The sequence below is a fragment of the Pseudomonas sp. GW531-T4 genome, assembly GCF_017349615.1.
GTDB lineage: Bacteria > Pseudomonadota > Gammaproteobacteria > Pseudomonadales > Pseudomonadaceae > Aquipseudomonas > Aquipseudomonas chlororaphis_I.
In genome coordinates, this window is sequence record NZ_JACMZT010000014.1 from 87,626 (window position 1) to 103,931 (window position 16,306).

Genomic DNA, 16,306 nt, shown 5'->3' on the forward strand with positions numbered 1-16,306 from the left:
GCGGTTTCAGTTGTGGATCTCGAACGCCGTGCTGCCCAGGCGCTCGCCGTTGACCAGGATATGCAGCTCATGACGCCCGGGATAGTGGCGGCGGGTGGTCAGTTCGCGGATGTGCTGGGCGCGGCCGAGCTGTTCCCGGGCCTTGGCGGGCAGGGTGAAGGCCTTGAGCTTGAACACCTTGGCGCTGGTGCCGCCCGAGGCCTTGACGTAGTCGATGGCGTAATCCACCACCAGGCGCTGGCTGGCGTCGGCGGTGGACTCCAGGGCAAAGGACAGGTTGATCCGTTCCCCCAGGCGGATCACCGCCGGCTCGACCCGCAGACCCTGCAACTTCACCTGCGGCGCCTGCCCGGCGCCGACGATCGCCAGCGCCCGGCGATTGCCCTGCTTGATCAGGCTGCGCAAGGCGTGGCGGGCGATCCAGGCGGTGTGCGGGTTGTCCAGGGACCAGCCTTCGATCAGCGCCAGGACCCAGTCGGGATGGTCCTTGGTGATGTCGTTGAGGTGATTGGCCACCGACTTGCGCACATACAGGCTGGGGTCGGCCTTGAGGCGTTCGAGGATTGGCGCCGCCAGGCTCGGGTCGGCCTGGATCCGCTCCAGGCGGAACGACCAGGGCAGGCGCGGGCGGCTGCCTTCGCTGGCCAGGCGGCGCACATGTTCGTTGTCGTCCCGGGCCCAGTCCCGCATCACCGCCAGGGTGCGCGGCAGGTCATTGGCGAGGAACGGGCGGATGGCGAACTCCGAGGAGCCGAAAGCGGTGAAATACTTGAGCGCCTGCATCGAGCTCTCGAAGGCGTGCCCGCCGTAGCTGGCCACATAGTGCGGCAGGAACATGCAGACGAAGCGGCTGTTCAGGCGCGGGGCCAGGTCGTACAGCCGTGCGAGGTTGGCCTCGTAATCCGCCGGCAGTACCGCCTGCAGGCTTTCGCTGACCCGCGCCAGGCGTTGCATCACCGAGAGGTCAGCGAGGCCCTGTTTCGCCTGGGCGAGAAAGCCGCGGTGGTCGAACGCCGGGTACACCGCGAGCATTTCCCGGGCGATGTGTTCCAGGCGTTCGACGTTGAAGATTTCCTTGAGGGCGGGGGCGCTGGGGCTGGCTGCGGTCATCGGCGTATCCATTCGGGACGGGGCGTCGAGCACTGTAGCGCAACTGACTGACAGATGGTGTCAGGAGCCCAGGGGATGGAGTCAGGCCCGACGCCATCGCGAGCAAGCTCGCTCCTACAGGGATCGTGGTGCTTCTCTGTAGGAGCGAGCTTGCTCGCGAAAGATCTCAGCCGCACCGCATAGCTCGATGCTCAGCGCGGTGGCGGCAACACGCCTTCGGCCTGCTCGTCCTGCTCATCCGCCTCGAACAGCCGCGCCAGTTCGGCCCGGGCTTCCTGGGCCGATTGCAGGATCTTGGCGTGGTCGTCGTAGATCGCGTGCTGGGCTTCGAGCACCTGTTCGTCGTGGGCGGTGAAGCGCTTGATCCGCGAGTCGGCCTGGGCGTGGGTCAGGCCCAGGCCGATCAGCGCCTTGCGGCTCATTTCCAGGCTCGAGTAATAGGTTTCCCGCACCGCCTCGGCACCCAGGTCCACCAGCTTGTGCACGTGCTGGCGGTTACGGGCGCGGGCGATGATCTTGATGTGCGGGTAGAGCTTGCGCACCACCGCGGCGGTGTTGATGTTGGTCTGCGGGTCGTCGGTGGCGATCACGAAATATTCCGCCTCGCCGACCTTGGCCGCCTTGAGGATTTCCGCACGCATCGGGTCGCCGTAGAACACCGGCATGCCGCCGAAGCTGCGGGTCAGCTCGATGGTGTCGACCGAGGTGTCGAGGGCCACGAAGGGGATCTTCTGCGCTCGCAGGATCCGCGCGACGATCTGGCCCATCCGGCCCATGCCGGCGATCACCACCCGTGGCGCGTCGGTTTCGATCTCGCGGTACTCGGCGGGCATCTCCACGGGCTTGGCCTTGGGCTGCAAGAAGCGCGCGCAGGCCAGGAGCAGCAGTGGGGTCAGGGCCATGGACAGGGTGATGGTCAGCACCAGCAGGTCATACAGGCGCGCCTCGAACAGGCCCTGGTCGCGGCCGATCTTGAACACCACGAAAGCGAATTCACCGCCGGCCGCCAGCACCACGCCCAGGCGCACCGCGCTCAAGCGCCCCAGGCCACCGGCCAGGCGCCCGACCACGAACAGCAGCGGCAGCTTGATGGCGATCAGCAGCAGGGTCAGGCCCAGCACTGCGATCGGCGCGCTGAACAGCAGGCCGATATTGGCGCCCATGCCGACGCTGATGAAAAACAGCCCCAGCAGCAGGCCCTTGAAGGGTTCGATCTGCGCTTCCAGTTCGTGGCGGTATTCCGAGTCCGCCAGCAGCAGGCCGGCGAGGAAGGCGCCGAGGGCCATGGACACGCCCACCATGTCCATCAGCCACGCAGTGCCGATCACCACCAGCAAGGCGGTGGCGGTGGACACTTCCGGCAGGCCGGTGCGCGCCACCACGCGGAACACCGGGCGCAACAGGTAGCGACCGCCGATCACCACCACGGCGATGCTGCCCAGCACTTGCAGGCCATGGCGCAGGTCTTCGGCGCTGCTGGTGTTGTGGTCGACCCCGGCCAGCACCGGGACCATGGCGATCAATGGAATCGCCGCGATGTCCTGGAACAGCAGGATGGCGAAGGCCAGGCGCCCGTGGGGGCTGGTCAGCTCCTTGCGTTCGGCCAGGCTTTGCAGGCCGAAGGCGGTGGACGACAACGCCAGGCCCAGGCCCAGCACGATGGCGCTGTTCAGCGGCTGGCCAAACAGGAACAGGGCCACGCAGCCGATCACCACCCCGGTCAGCAGCACCTGGGCCAGGCCGACGCCGAACACCGATTTACGCATCACCCACAAGCGCCGTGGCGACAGCTCCAGGCCGATGATGAACAGCAGCAACACCACGCCCAGTTCCGACACATGGCTGATGCTCTGCGGGTTGCCCACCAGCCCCAGCACCGCCGGGCCGATGATCACCCCGGCCAGCAGGTAGCCAAGCACGGCCCCCAGTTGCAGGCGCTTGGCCAGGGGGACGGTCAGCACCGCCGCGAACAGGAACACGACAGCAGCTTGCAACAGGTTGCCTTCATGGGGCATGGGCTTACTCCTGGGAAAACGGGTATTGGGTGGTGCACGGAAAAAACGGCTGCGCCTCAGGCAACTGTTTGGCCCGCAGGTTCCATGGGGGGATGGCTGTGCAGCATAAAGTCTGGGCCCGGCGCAGTCAGCCGTTAATGGCCGATACGCCGCAGGTTGTCAGGCGCAGGTTTCAGGTGTTCGTGCTCTTCCACGCCAGCTTGCCTGCGCCACGAACCGTCAATGCGGCCACTGCTCGAGCAGGATCGACACGAACTTTTCCGCGGCGGGCGACAGCGAGGCGCCGCGCCGGTAGACCAGGCCCAGGGTGCGGTTGACCACCGGTTCGCTCAACGGAATGCTCACCAGGGTCGGGTGGTCGGCCGCGGGCATGGCCAGGCTGGGCATGGCCGACACGCCGAGCCCGGCCTCGACCATGCCCAGCGAGGTGGACAGGTGTTGCACCTCGTAGAACCACTGGGGACGCCAGCTCAGGCCGGACAGGGCATGGTCCAGCAGCATGCGGTTGCCGCTCAGGCGGCCGACGCCGATCAGCCGGTAATCACTGAGTTCCGACCAGGTGACCGAGGTCTTTTTCGCCAGCTCATGATCACGCCTGCACGCCAGTACGAAAGGTTCGTTGACCAGGGGCACGAACTCGATGTCCGGGTGCTGGCCGCTCATCATGTTGATACCGAAGTCCGCCTCGCCGCGCAGCACCGCTTCCAGCCCTTCGTTGGCGCTGAGGTCGAGCAGGCGGATGCGGATTTTCGGATAGCGCTCGTTATAAAGGCGGATCACCGACGGCAGGAAGTAGAAGGCCGCGGTGGGAATGCAGGCCAGGGTCACCTGGCCGATCTGCCGTTCCGCCAGTTCGCGGATATTGAGGATCGAATCGTCGAAGTCATCCAGCAGGCGCCGGGCCTTGGGCAGGAAATCCCGGCCGACGCTGGTCAGGCTGACCTTGCGCGTGGTGCGGTCGAGCAGGGCGGTGCCCAGGCCTTCCTCCAGCTTCTTGATCCGGCGGCTCAGGGCCGGTTGGGACAAGTGCAGGGCATCGGCGGCTTCATGGAAACTGCCGAGTTCGGCGATTTTCACGAAGGATCTTATGTCCTGGAGCTCATATTCCATGTTTTTCGTCTCAGGCGAGGGCAGGAAGGCAGGCGCTGCCACTTTAGAATTTTCATGTGTGAAACGCAATAATCGCTACGATCTTTGCATTGGAAACATCGTTCGTTCCCTGACACTCTTGTGCCCAGAACATCAATTAACCCGATTGATTAACAAGAGTCTATGTCCATGCAACGAATTCCTTGTGTGCTCATGCGCGGCGGTACCTCCAAGGGACCGGTGTTTCTCGCCTGGGATCTGCCGGTGTCCATCGAGCAGCGCGATGAGCTGCTGCTCGACCTGATGGGCTCGGGGCATGAGCTGGAAATCGACGGCATTGGCGGTGGCAGTCCGCAGACCAGCAAGGTCGCGATCGTCAGCCCGTCGCTGCACCCCGAGGCCGATGTCGACTACCTGTTCGTGCAGGTGATGGTGTCCCAGCGCCGGGTCGATACGGCGCCCAACTGCGGCAACATGCTGTGCGCGGTCGGCCCCTTCGCCGTCGAGCAAGGCCTGGTCAAGGCCACTGGCGAGCAGACCCAGGTGCGGATCCGCAATCTCAATACCGGCACCTTCGTCCACTCCCTGGTGCAGACGCCGGCGGGCAAGGTCAGCTACGAAGGCGATACCGCCATCGATGGCGTGCCCGGCACCGCCGCTCCTGTGCAACTGACGTTCCTCGACGCCGCGGGCAGCAAGACCGGCAAACTCTTTCCCACCGGGAACACCCTGGACCTGATCGATGGCGTACCGGTGACTTGCATCGACATGGCCATGCCGATGCTGATCGTCGAGGCAGGGCAATTGGGCAAGCGCGGCGATGAGTCTCCCGCCGAGCTGGACGCCGACAAAGCCTTTCTGGAGCGGCTGGAGTCCTTGCGCTTGCAGGCCGGCCTGGCCATGGGACTGGGCGACGTCAGTGACAAGGTGATTCCCAAACCGGTGTTGGTTTCCCCGGCCAAGGCGGGCGGAACCTTGCAGGTGCGCTATTTCATGCCCCACAGTTGCCATCGCGCGCTGGCTATCACCGGCTCCATCGGCCTGGCCACCGCCTGTGTCAGCGCGGGCAGTGTCGCCGCCGAACTGCTGGGCGGAGCCACGCAACTGAAGCAAGTGCGCCTGGAGCACCCCAGTGGCGGGATCGATGTCGTATTGTCCTACACCGGCAACCAGGGAGAGACCATTCGCGCCTCGGTGGTTCGCACCGCGCGAAGGCTGTTCTCCGGTTTCGTCTACGCCCCGGCGTCACAACGCCTGGCCGGATAGTCCTGCACCGCAGTGACAGTCGTTCGCATCAGAACAATTCTAAAAATGGGTGATGCCATGAAAGTCGTTAAATCGCTCTACTTCCAGATCATCTGTGCCGTGCTGCTGGGCGTGGTGGTCGGGCACTTCTGGGCCCAGCAGGCCATTGCCCTCAAGCCCCTGGGCGATGCCTTCATCAGGCTGGTCAAGATGATGATCGCGCCGGTGGTGTTCTGCACCATCGTCACCGGGATCGCCGGGATGAACGACAAGCGCTCCCTGGGGCGCCTCCTGAGCAAGACCTTGCTGCTGTTCCTGGCGTTGACGGTGATCAGCCTGATCATCGGCCTGGTGGCGGTCTACCTGTTCAAGCCCGGCGCGGGGATGAACATCGACCCCACCCAGCTGAGTACCCAGGGCCTGTCGCAGTACACCGAGTCAGCGGCCAAGCTGGGTGTGGTGGAGTTTTTCATGCACATCATTCCCGAGACCTTTATCGGCGCCTTCAACAAGGGTGAGGTGCTGCCGGTCTTGTTCATCGCAGTGCTCTGCGGCTTTGCCCTGTCGTCCCTGGGCGAGCGCGGCAAGCCGGTGCTGGATGTGCTGGAAGCCGCCTCGCACATGGTGTTCAAGATCTTCTCCTACCTGATGCGCTTTGCCCCGATCGGAGCGTTCGGCGCGCTGGCCTTCACGGTCGGCCAGTACGGCATTACCTCCCTGGGCGCCCTGGCCAAGCTGATCATGACCCTCTACATCGCCTGTGGATTCTTCGTCTTCGTGGTGCTGGGCGGCCTTTGTCGCGCCCACGGGTTCAGCCTGTGGAAGCTGTTGCGCTACCTGCGTGAAGAATTCCTGGTGGTGCTGGGTACCTCGTCCACCGAGCCGGTGATGCCACGCATGCTGGAAAAGCTCCAGGCGCTGGGTTGCAAGAAAGGCGTGGTGGGCCTGGTACTGCCCACCGGCTACTCGTTCAACCTCGACGGCACGGCCATCTACCTGTCGCTGGCGGCGATTTTCATTGCCCAGGCCTGCAACATCGACTTGAGCCTGGGGCAGGTGCTGACGATGCTGGCGATCATGCTGCTGTCGTCCAAGGGCGCGGCGGGTGTCACCGGCAGCGGCTTCGTCGCGCTGGCCTCGACCCTGACGGTGATCCACGACATCCCCTTGGCGGGGCTGGCGCTGTTGATCGGCATCGATCGCTTCATGTCCGAGGCCCGGGCGCTCACCAGCCTGGCCAGCAATGCCGTGGCCACGGTCGTGATCTCGCTGTCGGAAAACGCCTGCGAACGCCAGGTGCTGCTGCAGGCCCTGGATGGCCAGGCGGCGAACAATGCCCAGGCCAGTGACGAAGCCTGGGAGCCGGTGCAGACCGGCAAACACCTCTAGCCGTTCGCGGCGCCCTCACAACACCGTTCGACCCGGTTGCAACCCTCGCCAGGCTCCGCCTGGCGGGTAAGGGGGCCGTGCGCCTGGGCGTCGGCCATGCTTGTCCATAACAACAAGAGAATCCCACATGCTTGCATTACTCGGCCTGGCCATGGTGGTCGTGTTCACGTTCCTGATCATGACCAAGCGCTTGTCCCCGATCGTTGCCCTGACTCTGGTGCCGATCGTCTTCGCGGTGATTGGCGGATTTGCCGGCAGCACCGGAAAAATGATGCTCGACGGCCTGAAAATGGTCGCCCCCTCCGCGGCGCTGCTGCTGTTTGCGATTCTGTTCTTCGGCCTGATGATCGACGCGGGCCTGTTCGACCCGCTGATCCGCAAGATCCTCAAGCGGGTCAACGGCGACCCGGTGAAGATCGCCGTCGGCACCGCGTTGCTGTCGCTGCTGGTGGCCCTGGACGGTGACGGCACCACCACCTACATGATCACCTGCGCGGCGATGCTGCCGCTGTACAAGCGCATCGGCATGAACCCGATGATCCTTGCCACCATCGCCATGCTCTCCCTGAGCATCATGAGCGGCATGACCCCCTGGGGCGGTCCGGCCACCCGGGCCATTGCCGCCCTCGGGCTGGATGCCGGCGAGTACTTCGTGCCGTTGCTGCCGACCATGATCGGCGGTGCGGCCTGGGTGGTGTTCAGCGCCTTTCTGCTGGGCCGCGCCGAGCGCAAGCGCATCGGCAACACTCAACTGCAGAGCGGTGGAGGCAACTGCTACATCAAGGCCATAGTCGAGGACACACCCTGCAAGCGACCGAAGCTGGCCTACGTCAACCTGATGCTGGTGGTGGCGGTGATGGTGGCGCTGGTGATGGGGCTGATGCATTCGGCGATCCTGTTCCTGATCGGCTTCGTGCTGGCGCTGATGATCAACTACCCGCAGCTGGAGCTGCAGAAAGAGCGGATCCTCGCCCATTCGGGCAATGCCATGACGGTGGTGCTGCTAGTGTTCGCCGCTGGCATCTTTGCCGGGATCTTCTCCGGAACCAAGATGGTCGATGCCCTGGCACAGACCCTGGTGGAGTGGATTCCGCCGTCGTGGGGGCACCTGTTCCCGCTGGTGGTGGCCATCACCAGCATGCCGCTGACCTTCGTGCTGTCCAACGATGCCTACTACTTCGGCGTGGTGCCGATCCTCGCCAATGCCGCGGCGGCCTATGGCATCGATCCGCTGGAAATCGCCCGGGCCTCGATCCTCGGCCAGCCGGTGCACCTGATGAGCCCGCTGGTGGCCTCGACCCTGCTGCTGGTGGGGATGGTCGATCGCGACATCGGCGACTTCCAGAGAGCCACCGTCAAATGGGCGGTGCTGACCTCCCTGGTGATTACCGCCCTGGCCCTGCTGACCGGCGCGCTGACCCTGTTTTCCTGAGCCCGTTCTCCTGGGCCATCCCTGAACCACCAAGGGTTCCCCGGCGCGCCACGGGCGTGGCGCGCGCAACACCTCGAATAACAACAATGAGTAGTCCGATATGACCCTTTCGATCACCCGTGGGGCGTTGCTGCCCCTGGCCGCGCTGTTGCCGCTGACAACCGTTGGCGCGGCAGGTTTCGGCGACGACAGCACGCTCAAGCTGCAACTGCGCAATGTCTATTTCAATGAGAACTTCCGTGACGAGCATGGCCTGAGTGCCCGGGCGGCACGCACGGCCAAGAGCGAGCGCACGGAGTGGGCCCAGGGCCTGCTGCTGGATTTCCAGTCGGGTTTCACCCCCGGCACCCTCGGCCTGGGCGTCGACGGGCTGGCCCTGGTCGGGGTCAAGCTCGACTCGGGACGGGGCCGCAGCGGTACCGGCTTGCTGCCGGTGCATGACGACGGTCGCGCCGCCGACGAGTTCGCCAGTGCCGGTGTCACGGCCAAGGCCAGGCTGGCCGGGACCACGCTCAAGTACGGCACCTTGCTACCCAGGAACCCGGTGCTGATCTACAACGATGCGCGCCTGCTGCCGCAGACCTACCAGGGCACACAGCTCACCAGCAGCGACATCGACAACCTGACGCTCACCGCTGGCCGGCTGGATCGCTTCAAGCTGCGCGATTCCAGCGACAGCGTGCCGATCGTCGCGGACGGTTATGCCGGCGACAAGTCCGGGGACTTCACCTATGCCGGGGGCGACTACAAGCTCGGCAAGAACCTGCGCCTGAGCTACTTCTACGGCGAGCTCGAGAACTTCTACCGGCAGCACTTCGCCGGTATCCAGCACGACCTGAAGCTGGGCGCCGGCGTACTGACCAGTGACCTGCGTTACTTCCACAGCAGCGACAGTGGTTCGGCCTATGGCGGGAAAATCGACAACGATATGCTCAGCGGCCTGCTGTCCTATGCCATTGCCGGCCATACCCTGGGCGGCGGCTACCAGGTGCTCAACGGGGATGCCGGGTTGCCTTACATCAGCGGCGCCACGGTGTACTCGTTCAGCAACGTGGGCATTGGCAAGTTCATCGAGGAAGACGAGAAAACCTGGATGCTCAACTACGGCTACAACTTCGCCGCGCTCGGGGTGCCGGGGCTGGCGTTTTCCACCCGCTACCTGAGCGGCAACGACGGCCGCTCGAACACCGCGATCAAGGAATGGGAGCGCGATGCCGAACTGGCCTATGTGGTGCAGCAAGGCCGCTTCAAGGGGCTGGGGGTGAAGCTGCGCAACTACGTATACCGTTCCGAATTCGCCCGGGGACGCGACAGCAACCGCCTCTATTTCACCTACGAGATCGCGCTCTGGTAAGGATGGCGGTGCCTGCCCAGGCTGGCGCTGGGCAGGCATGCTTGACCGGTACTCAGAGCGTGGCGGTCTGGGGGACGCTGGCAGATGCCGGGGAAGACACGGGTTCGGCGACTGCCGAGGACAGCAGCGGTGGCATCGGGCAATCCAGCACATCGGCCACGGCACGCATCAGCTCGGCTTCGGCCACGGTGACCTGGCCGTCGTAGCAAACGCAACGGGCCATGGCCTGCAGCAGCGTCGGCCGTTCCTCGGGCATCAACTGGCGCAGGCGCACCAGGGCGGTATCCAGGTGTTCGAGGTCGACCTGCGCCGGTTGTGGCTGGGCGAAGGGCAGGCCGGTCCAGGCATGGGCCAATGCCAGCTGGGCCTGCTGCGCGGTATTTTGCCCGGCACTGGCCAGGGCGCCGAGCAGGACCGCCAGTTCTTCGCTGCGCTGGAACAGCCCCCATTTGTATTCGGGCGCCGGCAGGCCTTCGACATTGCGCTGCACGATGCGCAGCAGCGTCCACTCCAGTAGCTCGACCTGGTCGTCGGCGTCGATCAGTTGTCGCAGGTTGTCCATGAACGGCTTGCAGGCTTTCTTGTCCAGCTGCTGCAGGGCCGGAATCGACAGGTCGAGCAGCGGCAGGCGCAGGTTCGGGTCGAGGGCCGCCAGCTGTTTTTGCAGGGCTTGCAGGCAACCGAAGACCTCGGTGGGGCTGTTGGCCTCCAGCTGCGCGAGTTGCCGGCGGCGTATCGAATCGTTGGCGGACAGCAGCAGGCCATAGACCAGCGCCTGGGCGCCGGTGGTGCTGTGGGCGCTGCGCTGGAGCGCCGGGTCGAGGCTGACCAGCGCCGCTTGTGCCGCCAGCAGATGTTGCGCGTTCGGGCTGCCGATGCTGGCAATCGACTGCTTGATCGCATTCAGGTCGAAGACCAGGGCGCTGGTCGCTTGCGACTGGCGGCTGAACTCCCCGGAACTGTCCAGGCCGGCGCGGGCGGGCTCGGCCGGCAGTTCGACGGCTTCGACGGTGGGCAAGCGGCCGTCCCAGCCGGGTTCCAGGCGGCGGATCCGCGCCGAGAGGGGCGGATGGGTCGCGGACTGGCCGTAGACGGAGAGGGTGGCCCCTTCACTGAAATACAAGTGGCTGTATTCGGAGCTGAAAGCGCTGTCGAGTTTCGAGCTGGCGGCATAACCGCCGATTTTTTTCAGCGCGCCGACCAGGCCGGCCGGGTTGCGGGTGAACTGCACCGCCGAGGCATCGGCGAGGAACTCGCGCTCGCGGCTGATGGCGCCCTTGATCATATTGCCGAAAAAGGTCCCGACCGAGCCCAGCAGGATCAGCGCCAGGCCACTCCACATCGCCAGCCCGCCGACCCGGTTCTGTGCCAGCCGGCCGGCCTGGTTGACCCCGTTGGCCATTGCCTCGCCGGTCAAGCCGATAACCAGGATGCCGTGGACAATCGCCACCAGCCGGGTGTTGAGGCGCATGTCGCCGTTGTAGATATGGCTGAACTCATGGGCGATCACCGCCTGCAGTTCCTCACGGTTGAACACCATGATGGCGCCGCGGGTGACCCCGATCACCGCTTCCTGTGGGGTAAAGCCGGCGGCGAATGCATTGATCCCGGCATCGGGCAGCACGTACACCTGCGGTACCGGCGTGCCCGAGGCCAGGGCCATTTCCTCGACCACATTGAGCAGCCGTTGTTCTTCCAGGCCGTCCGGGTGCAGGTTGATCAGCCGGCCACCCAGGCGCTTGGCGACCACCTTGCCGCCGGCTTTCAGTTCGGAGTGCTTGCCCATGCTGCTGCCGATCACCACCAGGAACACTACCGCGGCGATCATCGCGGTCAGCTGCCAGTCGAAGCTCGGCGACTGCTTCATCTCCTTGAGAAATTGCAGCCAGAGCAGGTTCAGCGCCAGGCTGGTGACCGTCACCAGGCACAGCACGGCCAGGATCATCAGCAGCACCAGGGTGCCGGTACGCCGTTTGGCCCGGGCCTGGTGTTCAAAAAAATTCATCGGACCATCCAGGGTGACAGGGGCTTAGAAGGCGACCTTGGGGGCTTCCTGGATCAGGGCGCTGTCGGCGAATTGCAGCAGGCTGGCGTCGGCGCCATGGCCAAACAGGCCGGCCAGGATCACCGGCGGGAAACTCTGCTTGTAGCTGTTGTAATCCATCACCGTGTCGTTGAAGGCCTGGCGGGCAAAGGACACTTTGTTTTCGGTGCTGGTCAGCTCTTCGCTCAGCTGTTGCATGTTCTGCGACGCCTTGAGGTCCGGGTAGGCCTCCATGCTCACATTCAGCCGGCCCATGGCGCTGGACAGCGCGCCTTCGGCCTGGCCCAGCTGGGCCATGTGCTGCGGGTTGCCGGGCTCGGCCGCGACCGCCTTGAGACCCGCCAGCGCGGCGTTGCGCGCCGCGGTCACGGCTTCGAGGGTGTCGCGCTCGTGCTTGAGGTAAGCCTTGGCGGTTTCCACCAGGTTGGGGATCAGGTCGTAACGGCGCTTGAGCTGGACTTCGATCTGCGCGAAGGCGTTCTTGAAGCGGTTCCGGCGGGCCACCAGGCCGTTGTAGACGGTGATGACGTAGACCACCAGCAGGGCCAGAACGAGCAGAACCACAATAGTTGAAACAGCCATACGGATGTCCTTATCGGCGTGCGGATTTCAGGGGGGCGCCATGGTAACCGAATTTATCGCGGGCGCCGCCATGGGCAACCGCCGGCATGCGGTCTTCGGCAGCACCTCGGACAAGGAGGCGCGTGCAATCGGCGCTGCCGCGTTCTGAATGATTGCCGCTCGTTGTGGTCGGACCTTGCAGGGTGCGTTGTCGGTGCCGGAGTCCCCGGCAGGCGCGCCACCCAACCTTGAGCCCGCCGGCCACGCCGCGGGCGTCACCTTGTGAAGGATCATCCCGACCATGCTCGAACCCACCTGGACGGCACTCAAACACCATAAACGGGTGCATCAGATAGTCGCCGTGCTCGCGGCCTTCGGTGCCCAGGATGTGCTGCTGCGCCTGGGCCTTGGGCGCCTGCTGGGCGAGTCGCAAGCCGGTACTGAAACGCAGCCGCAGGACTCGACGCCGCAACGGGTGCGCCTGGCCCTGGAGAAACTCGGGCCGACCTTTATCAAGCTCGGGCAGATCCTCGCCAGCCGCAGCGATATCCTGCCGCCGCACTGGATCAGCGAACTGGAGTCGTTGCACAGCAGCGCCGCGACCTTGCCCTGGAGCGAGCTGGAGGACCAGGTACGCGACGACCTGGGCTGCGAGCTGGCCCAGGTGTTCGCCGAGTTCGACACCGAGCCCCTGGCCGCGGCCTCTATCGCCCAGGTTTATCGCGCGCGCCTGCTCAGCGGCGAGGCGGTGGTGGTCAAGGTGCAGCGCCCCGGCCTGCGGCGCAAGATGAGCGCCGACCTGCAACTGCTGGAAGGTGTGGCGATGCTGGTGGAAGAGAACGCCGCCCTGGCCCATTACCAGCCGCGGCAGATGGTCCGGCAATTGGCCCGGGCCATGCTCGAAGAACTGGACTTCACCCAGGAAGGCCAGCACTGCGACACCGTGGCGGCGAATTTCGCCGAGCATCCGCAGATCGCCATTCCGCGTATCCACTGGCAGCACAGCAGCGAGCGCCTGCTGGTCCAGGAATTCCTCCCCAGCCATACACCACTGGAACGCCAGGCCCTGATCGAGCAAGGCCTGGACCCGAGCCTGCTGGCGCAGCGCGGGGCCCAGGCCTTTATCAAGATGCTGCTGGAAGACGGCCTGTTCCATGGCGATCCGCACCCCGGCAACCTGCGGGCCATGGACGACAACCGCGTCGGGTTTATCGACTTTGGCATGGTCGGGCGCCTCGACGAGCGCCGGCGCCTGGAGGTCATGGGCTTTATGCGGGCCATGACCGAGGGCAGTACCGAAGCGCTGGTGGCGGTGCTGATCGACTGGAGCGGCGAGCAGGTGCGCGACCTGTCCGCCATCGAACAGGCTGCGCGGGAATTCATGGGCCGGCACGGCGGCAAGGCGCTGAACATGAGTGCGATGATCGAGGACTTCCTCGGCCTGATGCGCGCATACCAACTGTTGCTGCCGGCTGACCTGCTGGTGCTGTTCAAGGCGCTGATCACCGCCGATGGCGTGCTCACCCGTCTCGATCCTCAGTTGGACCTGGTGGCCACTGCGCGCCCGGCCATCAGCCAGATGCTCAAGCAGCAGTTCAGCTGGAAGCTCGCCCGCCGCCTGGGCCTCGACGGCCTGGAGCTGGGCCACGGCGTCGCCGTCGAACTGCCACAGTTGACCCGCCTGCTGATCAACCGCCTGAAACACGGCGTGGTCGACCTGCGCCTCGACATGCCGGGCGTCGAGCGCCTGGAAAAATCCCTGCGCCTGGCCTCGACCCGCGTATCCCTGGCCCTGCTGATCAGCGCACTGCTGATCGCCTTCGGCCCACAGCTCGCTGCGGCCGGCCCGGCCTGGCAGGGGCTGTCTGTGGTGGGCTGGCTGGCGGGAGGGGCGACTGTGGGTGGGTTGATGGCGTTTGTCTGGAGTTTGTTCAAGCGGTCTTGAGGGGGGAGGTTGAGCGTGGGGATCATGTCCGGTGCTGCACATTCCAGATGTGCCTGAGTTCCTCCTTGGTGTTTGCGTTCAGCACCTTTGATCAGATCTTGAAACCCGGTAGGCCCTTGTCACGGCAATAGCTGCTGACAGTCCGCGTTACGCCATCGGCTGAATCGTCTTCCCCAGCCTCTGGATAGAACATTAAATCGTTCCCTGCTGGATGGGGAACGATCTTGTTGAAGTGATCGACAAGCTCGGCTCGCTCTTCCTCAGTTCGTGCATTTTCAATCGCTTGGATCAGGGCCTTGAATTCCTGTTCGGTGTAGTAAGCCAAATGGCTCTTCAATTCCATTACTCAACTCCCCCTATGAGAGCCCACATTGAATGGGCTTTTCTTTTTCTGTCAGTTCTTGATCCCTGTAGCCAGAGCTTTGGCGCCTTGCCCTCTCCCCTAAGCTGGAGCGCATCGCCGGTCACTCGTTGTCTGTCACATCGTCTTGTTTAAGCACGAACTCTAGGCCAATGCCTACTTCCTTTAACACCTCGGTAGCGCGATCAACAAGGAGTTCACCTTGCTCTGAAAGCTCATACTTCCCGATGATGCGGATGATGGGGGACTTACCAAGGGCGCCGGGAATCTCGGTGTAGATGTCGCCGCTTTCGATGAAAGCGATGTACGCATTCAGCTTTTCTTGAAGCGCAAGAAGGTGCTCGCCCTGTTCGGTTTTGTCAGCCCACCCAAGATGGTCTGTGATCCCGAGAACTATTTTGTTGTGATCCCATTTTGGGATTCCCCACATGTCGATGACTTCGGTATCTGTAACTGACATAGCTGTTCCTTGATTGCGTTAGTCTATTTTCGGTCGCAAGATTTGTACTCGGGTTGGCGGTATAACCGTTCCTCCGGGGAAGCCAGGTTTACCTTTACCAACAATGACTCCGCCGCTCTCTTCGATTTCCGGGAACGCCAGCTTTTGATTGCGTGTAAGTGGTGCTGTGTCGGAGGCTTTGCATTCGACGCACGCAATGTCTCCGTTCGCGTTCCTGCCAATCATATCGAGACGAGTTCTGGTGCCGCTCTTTGTTTTCAGCGTTACCTGTTGAGTTGACTCGTCCATTTCTTCGGCAAATGGAGGGTAAGCCTTATCTTCAAAAGCAGCGCCAGCCGTCTTGTTCTTCTCCAACTGTGTACTGAGCACAATGTAGATTGGCTCAATCCCCGAGTCAGGGAACCAGATAATTGCATCTCGGAATTCAGGTGGATGTGCGGGGTTCGCCAACACCGTGTCAGATTGTGCTGTAGGTGGATACACCCAAACAGGTGGCAACTGTGACGCGCCTTCCAGTGCAGGAATACCCAGTACACCGTCACCGCTTGCCGCTGGTGTCCAAGTGAGGCCGATCCCGTTGCCAATGTCGGCGATAAACTTCTCACCGTCTTTCCTGCCCTCAATGACTGGGACATTTTCCCAATCCGTCTTGCCGCCCGTGTAGAAGCCATAGGCGTTAACGGAGCCATCCGGCAAGGTCTTCACATTGACACGAACACGTGTGCGGCCTGTCTTGAGCATTGCGTACTGCTCATTCTTATAGAAGGCACTGTCAGGCGAAATGCTGGTGTTTGGAATCAGCAACGCAACAGTGCCCACTACAGCGCCAGTAGCAACAACACCTGACCCTTCCAGCAATGTGAGAGCCAATGATCCGCCAAGACGTTTGGCAATGGCGCTGCCAGTGGCAGAGCCGCCCACCAATTGGAGAGAGGAACCTTGCGCTGTGATTGCCGTCCCGGTAGCTAATACAGCCCATAGCCCGTAATCAGCCAGCTTCTCAACAGGCACAAATCCGGCCGGATTCTTGTGATCGATCACACCGTCAGGCAGGTTGCAGCTTTTGGCAAAGACACAACCCATGGTGGCGGGCTTGTCTTCTGCCTTTGGCGGCAGGTCCTTGTATTCCGCCCAGCGCTGGGCGCCAAGATCGACGGGCTCTACACCCTTGTTGCGATAGCCCTTCGGGGCGTTCGGTACGTAGCCACTCATCCCTGTTCGCGTCCACATTGTCCATAAAGAAAGCCCCCGTCAGAGGGGAGCGAAGAGCATTTGCAGTTGGCTTAGGGACGCTAGTGGAT

General features: G+C 63.6%; 13 protein-coding genes. 5 read left to right on the forward strand and 8 right to left on the reverse strand.

The genetic code is table 11. The features are described from left to right. Positions 1–6 precede the first annotated feature (6 nt). From J4D28_RS13795 to J4D28_RS13805, 3 genes are all read right to left on the reverse strand, one after another. Positions 7–1,110 carry a DNA alkylation repair protein gene (locus J4D28_RS13795; protein WP_103331063.1) on the reverse strand — a complete coding sequence of 368 codons (1,104 nt, stop codon included), beginning with the start codon at positions 1,108–1,110 and terminating at the stop codon, positions 7–9. A gap of 191 nt (positions 1,111–1,301) precedes the next feature. Continuing rightward, positions 1,302–3,125 (reverse strand): monovalent cation:proton antiporter-2 (CPA2) family protein, encoded by a 1,824-nt coding sequence (locus J4D28_RS13800; protein ID WP_016702815.1) that lies wholly within the window; start codon positions 3,123–3,125, stop codon positions 1,302–1,304. A gap of 219 nt (positions 3,126–3,344) precedes the next feature. Beyond that, on the reverse strand, positions 3,345–4,235 hold the full coding sequence (locus tag J4D28_RS13805) for a LysR family transcriptional regulator (protein WP_009048382.1): 891 nt from the start codon (positions 4,233–4,235) through the stop codon (positions 3,345–3,347). Positions 4,236–4,403: 168 nt separating this feature from the next. On the opposite strand from J4D28_RS13805, the gene J4D28_RS13810 reads away from it, so the two are divergent. The 4 genes from J4D28_RS13810 (at position 4,404) to J4D28_RS13825 (ending at position 9,634) form a co-directional block, all read left to right on the forward strand. Then, on the forward strand, positions 4,404–5,480 hold the full coding sequence (locus tag J4D28_RS13810) for a 4-oxalomesaconate tautomerase (RefSeq protein WP_009048383.1): 1,077 nt from the start codon (positions 4,404–4,406) through the stop codon (positions 5,478–5,480). Between the two features lie 45 nt (positions 5,481–5,525). Beyond that, positions 5,526–6,848, forward strand: coding sequence for a C4-dicarboxylate transporter DctA (gene dctA, locus J4D28_RS13815; RefSeq protein ID WP_009048384.1), 1,323 nt, complete (start codon positions 5,526–5,528; stop codon positions 6,846–6,848). Positions 6,849–6,975: 127 nt separating this feature from the next. Next, positions 6,976–8,280 (forward strand): CitMHS family transporter, encoded by a 1,305-nt coding sequence (locus tag J4D28_RS13820; RefSeq protein WP_009048385.1) that lies wholly within the window; start codon positions 6,976–6,978, stop codon positions 8,278–8,280. Positions 8,281–8,380: 100 nt separating this feature from the next. Further along, positions 8,381–9,634 carry an OprD family porin gene (locus tag J4D28_RS13825; RefSeq protein ID WP_103331062.1) on the forward strand — a complete coding sequence of 418 codons (1,254 nt, stop codon included), beginning with the start codon at positions 8,381–8,383 and terminating at the stop codon, positions 9,632–9,634. A 52-nt stretch (positions 9,635–9,686) separates the two neighbouring features. Here J4D28_RS13825 and J4D28_RS13830 read toward each other — a convergent pair whose 3' ends face one another. Together J4D28_RS13830 and J4D28_RS13835 are read right to left on the reverse strand one after the other, a co-directional pair. Further along, on the reverse strand, positions 9,687–11,639 hold the full coding sequence (locus tag J4D28_RS13830) for a M48 family metallopeptidase (protein WP_101282195.1): 1,953 nt from the start codon (positions 11,637–11,639) through the stop codon (positions 9,687–9,689). Between the two features lie 24 nt (positions 11,640–11,663). Next, positions 11,664–12,260: a LemA family protein gene (locus tag J4D28_RS13835; RefSeq protein ID WP_103331061.1), complete on the reverse strand. Its 597-nt coding sequence runs from the start codon at positions 12,258–12,260 to the stop codon at positions 11,664–11,666. 280 nt (positions 12,261–12,540) lie between these two features. Here J4D28_RS13835 and J4D28_RS13840 point away from each other — a divergent pair, with 280 nt between their 5' ends. Then, complete coding sequence (locus J4D28_RS13840; protein ID WP_103331060.1) at positions 12,541–14,184, forward strand: AarF/ABC1/UbiB kinase family protein; 1,644 nt, start codon at positions 12,541–12,543, stop codon at positions 14,182–14,184. A 91-nt stretch (positions 14,185–14,275) separates the two neighbouring features. Here the strand turns inward: J4D28_RS13840 and J4D28_RS13845 are convergent, their stop codons facing one another. The 3 genes from J4D28_RS13845 to J4D28_RS13855 all read right to left on the reverse strand — a co-directional run bounded on the left by J4D28_RS13845 (position 14,276) and on the right by J4D28_RS13855 (position 16,217). Then, a complete protein-coding gene (locus tag J4D28_RS13845; RefSeq protein ID WP_016702807.1) occupies positions 14,276–14,527 on the reverse strand; it encodes a bacteriocin immunity protein in 252 nt (83 codons plus the stop codon). Positions 14,528–14,648: 121 nt separating this feature from the next. Continuing rightward, on the reverse strand, positions 14,649–15,005 hold the full coding sequence (locus J4D28_RS13850; protein ID WP_009048391.1) for a DUF6572 domain-containing protein: 357 nt from the start codon (positions 15,003–15,005) through the stop codon (positions 14,649–14,651). A gap of 18 nt (positions 15,006–15,023) precedes the next feature. Further along, entirely contained in the window at positions 15,024–16,217 is a 1,194-nt protein-coding gene (locus J4D28_RS13855; protein WP_103331059.1) for an S-type pyocin domain-containing protein, read from the reverse strand. Positions 16,218–16,306: the final 89 nt, after the last annotated feature.